The organism is Mycoplasma sp. AC1221, assembly GCF_054353815.1.
Genome location: NZ_JBTHHH010000027.1, coordinates 1 through 4,406, shown reverse-complemented (window position 1 = coordinate 4,406; position 4,406 = coordinate 1). Strand labels below are relative to the sequence as shown.

Genomic DNA, 4,406 nt, shown 5'->3' with positions numbered 1-4,406 from the left:
TTATTTGTCTTCTTAATCATTGCATTTAGTGTAGCTTCTTTAATTGCAATTCAGCCAAGCATATATGCTTGTTTTAATGAATTATTAAATCCCTATGTCTTTTAAGGTCTCTAATTTTGCTCTCTGGTATCAAACTACCGATAAGCAATAAAGCAATTCCGGTGAAAATTAATGAATCAGCAAAATTAAATGTGCCATCTCTATTTAAAAAAGGTATAAAGAAGATGTCTTTAACATAACCACTAAAAATAAAACGATCTAACATATTACCTAAATCACCTGCCAATATTATTCCTACAAATATTGCACGTATTTTATTATGTTTATCTAAAAACAATCCATATGTTAAAATAAAAATAAACAAAATGATTGAAATGGTTTGAATTAAAGTTGTATTACGAGTTTTAGCAAAAGTAATTCCACCGTGTCAGATGCTTCGTATCCCAAGTAGTGGCGAAACTGTGTAACTATTTAATATAGATTCAGCAGGAAATCTTTGTCCATTATAAGATACTTCAAAATTTTGATCCAAAGTTTTTATTGAACCGTGATTAAATAATAGATTCTTTGTCATTTGATCTATAAATAAAAAAACTATTAATGAAGCAAAAATAAATATATAAGTTATTAAAATACGTTTTTTATTTACAGATAAGTAGTTTTTTAATATTTTTATTTTTTTATTCATGAAACTCTCTTACAATTTGCTCACATTGATTACATAAATTATTTTTAACATTTTCTTTATCAAAATGATTTCAACATCTTAAGCATTTTAATGAATCAAATTTTTCAACTTTTAATTCGCTTCCCTGTGTTATTTTTCCTACCATTAATAATGTTTTTAAATCAAGTTTAGCTATTAAATCAGATGTTTTAGGTAAAAATAATTCTAATTCATTTGATCGCTTCACTAAATTAGCTTTAATCGCATTTTCAATTAGCACATTAACTTTATCACGTAGTTCAAAAAATTCTTTATATGAAGTAATTAATGCTGCATCATATGCTATTTCAGAAAGTTTTGGTAAATTTTCTAAAAATACTGATTCATATTTATCTTTTTTATCAAAGAACTCATATGCTTCTTCGGATGTGGTAGGTAAAATCGGAGCAAGCGCTATTATAAGAAATTCGACTATCTCATACATATTTGCAAGTGTCATAAGTCGTTGTGATTCGTTTAATGAACGAACATACAAAATATCTTTGGTAACAGACAAATAGAAGCTAGAAAGCTCAACAACATAGTTTGAAAGCAGTTTTACAACCATTAAAAACTTATATTCGTCATATGCTTTAATTACATTGTATTTTAATTCTTGAAGTTGTTGATAAATAAACATATGGATTCCGGTTCTTTTAATGTCTTTAGAATATTCAAAATTATTTAAGTTACCAAGCAAGAATTTAATGGTATTTCTTAATTTACGGTATATTTCGGTATTTTGATTTAAAATATCTTCACTTATTGAAATGTCACCTTGATATTCTGAATTTGCAACTCATAATCTTAAAATCTCTGCACCACGTTTATTGATAATATCAGAAGGTTCAACTGAATTACCTTTTGACTTAGACATCTTATTTCCCTTAGCATCTACAACGAAACCATGTGATATAAGATTTTTATAAGGTGTTAATCCTTTATATGCAACTGAATTAATAATTGATGAGTTGAATCAACCACGATATTGATCGGTTCCTTCTAAATATAAATCATATGGTGATTGTAAATTCGGTTCTATTACAGCAGCTACACTTGAAACACCTGAATCGAATCAAACATCCATAATGTCTTTTTCCTTAGTAAAACCTTGATTTTGATATTTTAAAGGTAATAATTCTTCAGTTGATTTTTCTCATCAAATATCAGTTCCGTATTTTTCTACTAAATCTATAACATGATCAAATAATTCTGAATCAAAAACTGGTTTTCCATCCTTATCATAAAAGATAATTAGTGGAACTCCTCAACTTCTTTGACGTGAAATAGTTCAATCAGAACGATTTTGAATCATTGAATATAAACGTTTTTTTGGTCATGCTGGATAAGTAGTAACATTATTTTCAATTTGATCTAAAATTTGCTCTCTAATTTTGTCAATTGAAACAAATCATTGTGGTGTCCCACGAAAGATAATTGGTTTATGAGTTCTTCAATCATGTGGGTATGAGTGCTTAAATCTTTCAAAGTGTAATAATTTGTTTGCTAAAAATTCTGATATTTTCTTATTTGCATCCTGATAAAACATCCCATCAAAATCAGTATTGGTATTTTCAATATAACCTTTATCACAAATATGCATAATCATCTGTAACTTATTTTTTTGTCCAATTAAAAAGTCATCTTCACCAAACATCGGAGCAATATGAACTAAACCAGATCCTGATTCAACACTAACATGATGCCCAATCACTAATGGAGCATGAAACTTCAAAATTGGTGTTAAATATTCAATATTATAATTTAAAATTTGTGAACCTTTAAAAACTGAAACAATATCATATGTATCTCAACCACATTTTGATGCAACAACAGTTAATAAATCAATTGCAATAATATAAAAACTTCCATTATTTTTTACACGGGCATATTCAATATCTAATCCAATCGCTACTGCTGCATTAGCCAATAATGTTCATGGAGTTGTAGTCCAAATCACTAAATTATCACCAGTTTTAACATTTTCAAAATTACTTGCTACAACTTCAAAAGCAACATATATTGATGGTGAAATTACATCTTGGTATTCTACCTCAGATTCGGCTAAAGCACTTTGGGAACTAGGTGATCAAAATACAGGCTTTAATCCTTTATATACCAATCCATCCATTACCATCTTTTTAAAAACCTTTAGCTGCATAACCTCATATTGTTTATCTAAGGTTATATATGATTTTGAATAATCGGTAAATAATTGCAAGGATTTAAGTTGGTTTCGTTGGTTATTAACTTGTTGTAAAGCATATTGAGCTGCTTTTTTACGTAAAATTACAGGATTAAGTTCATCCTTATTTAATTTGCTTTCAGTAAGCATTTTATGCTCTATTGGTAAACCATGTGTATCTCAACCAAGAACAAATGGTGAATAAAACCCTGATAAAGATTTATATCTAACAATAATATCCTTTAAAACTCTGTTTAATGCATGACCAACATGAATACCTCCATTAGCGTATGGTGGACCATCGTGCAAGATATACTTTGGGTTATTTTTATTTTTTGATAATACTTTTTGGTAAATTTTAGAACTTTCCCAAAACTGACGATATTTTGGTTCTTTAACTAATAAATTAGCTCTCATTTCATAATCAGTTTTTGGCATATTTAATGTCTTTTTATAGTCCATATTTTTCTCCTTTTTTATATCTATATATTTTAGCAAAAAAATAAAAATTGCTATATTTTATAAACTAATTTACTGCAGTTTATAAAATATAGCAATTTTTGATGGTGGCTCCGGCAGGAATCGAACCAGCGACACACAGAGCTTCAATCTGTTGCTCTACCAACTGAGCTACAGAGCCAATGGCGGTCCAGACGGGGATCGAACCCGCGTTCTCCTCCGTGACAGGGAGGCGTATTAACCACTTTACCACTGAACCATTGGTTGCGGAAACAGGACTCGAACCTGTGACCTTCGGGTTATGAGCCCGACGAGCTACCAAACTGCTCCATTCCGCGATATGTTCTATAAATTCATATTATGTTAAGTTATGGTGGCGGGTGATGAGGGATTCGAACCCCCGCGGGCCGTAAAGCCCCTGGCAGTTTTCAAGACTGCTCCCTTCAACCGGACTTGGGTAATCACCCATATTGGTGGACCCAACAGGATTCGAACCTGTAACCAACCGGTTATGAGCCGGTTGCTCTAACCGTTGAGCTATAGGTCCATTTCCGAATTTATAGATTTTTTGGTAGCACCAAAGAGAGTCGAACTCTTGACCTTCCGGGTATGAACCGGATGCTCTAACCAACTGAGCTATAGTGCCATAAATGGTGGAGAGTATGGGATTCGAACCCACCACCTCCTGCGTGCAAGGCAGGCGCTCTAGCCAAATGAGCTAACCCCCCGAAATGGTGAAGAAGACAGGATTTGAACCTGCGACCACTACAGCCCAAATGTAGTGCTCTACCAAACTGAGCTACTTCTCCGTGTATTGGCTATAGTATTATACAATAAAACTATATATATCAAAAAAAACTTTTCTTATTTATTGCTAATATATTTTAGCATAATTTTGTAAAAATAAAAACATAAAATTTTAGATTTTTATTTTATCATTCTTGCTATATTAAAATATTTTTATGTTAATTAAATTTCTTTATTCTTTTTTGTGTTTTCAATTAAAAAAATGCCCCTTAGGCATAGTCCTTTGAAAACTGAATAGTAATTATAATT

At 30.8% G+C, this 4,406-nt stretch carries 2 protein-coding genes and 8 tRNA genes; all 10 read right to left on the bottom strand.

Going from position 1 to position 4,406, the window contains the following annotated elements; all coding sequences use genetic code 4:
* Window positions 1-73 precede the first annotated feature (73 nt).
* Window positions 74-688 (bottom strand): signal peptidase II, encoded by a 615-nt coding sequence (locus ACXYRK_RS04115; protein ID WP_458614643.1) that lies wholly within the window; start codon window positions 686-688, stop codon window positions 74-76.
* Window positions 681-3,353, bottom strand: a complete 2,673-nt coding sequence (gene ileS, locus ACXYRK_RS04110) for an isoleucine--tRNA ligase (protein ID WP_458618249.1) — start codon at window positions 3,351-3,353, stop codon at window positions 681-683. The genes ACXYRK_RS04115 and ileS overlap by 8 nt, the downstream gene beginning before the upstream one ends.
* 102 nt (window positions 3,354-3,455) lie before the next feature.
* Window positions 3,456-3,531: transfer RNA gene (locus ACXYRK_RS04105), tRNA-Phe, on the bottom strand.
* A 2-nt stretch (window positions 3,532-3,533) separates the two neighbouring features.
* Window positions 3,534-3,609: transfer RNA gene (locus tag ACXYRK_RS04100), tRNA-Asp, on the bottom strand.
* Between the two features lie 2 nt (window positions 3,610-3,611).
* Window positions 3,612-3,688, bottom strand: a tRNA-Met gene (locus tag ACXYRK_RS04095).
* 36 nt (window positions 3,689-3,724) lie between these two features.
* Window positions 3,725-3,817: transfer RNA gene (locus ACXYRK_RS04090), tRNA-Ser, on the bottom strand.
* 4 nt (window positions 3,818-3,821) lie between these two features.
* Window positions 3,822-3,897 (bottom strand) — tRNA-Ile (locus ACXYRK_RS04085).
* 22 nt (window positions 3,898-3,919) lie between these two features.
* Window positions 3,920-3,996, bottom strand: a tRNA-Met gene (locus tag ACXYRK_RS04080).
* Window positions 3,997-4,001: 5 nt separating this feature from the next.
* Window positions 4,002-4,078: transfer RNA gene (locus ACXYRK_RS04075), tRNA-Ala, on the bottom strand.
* A 4-nt stretch (window positions 4,079-4,082) separates the two neighbouring features.
* A tRNA-Pro gene (locus tag ACXYRK_RS04070) sits at window positions 4,083-4,159 on the bottom strand.
* Window positions 4,160-4,406: the final 247 nt, after the last annotated feature.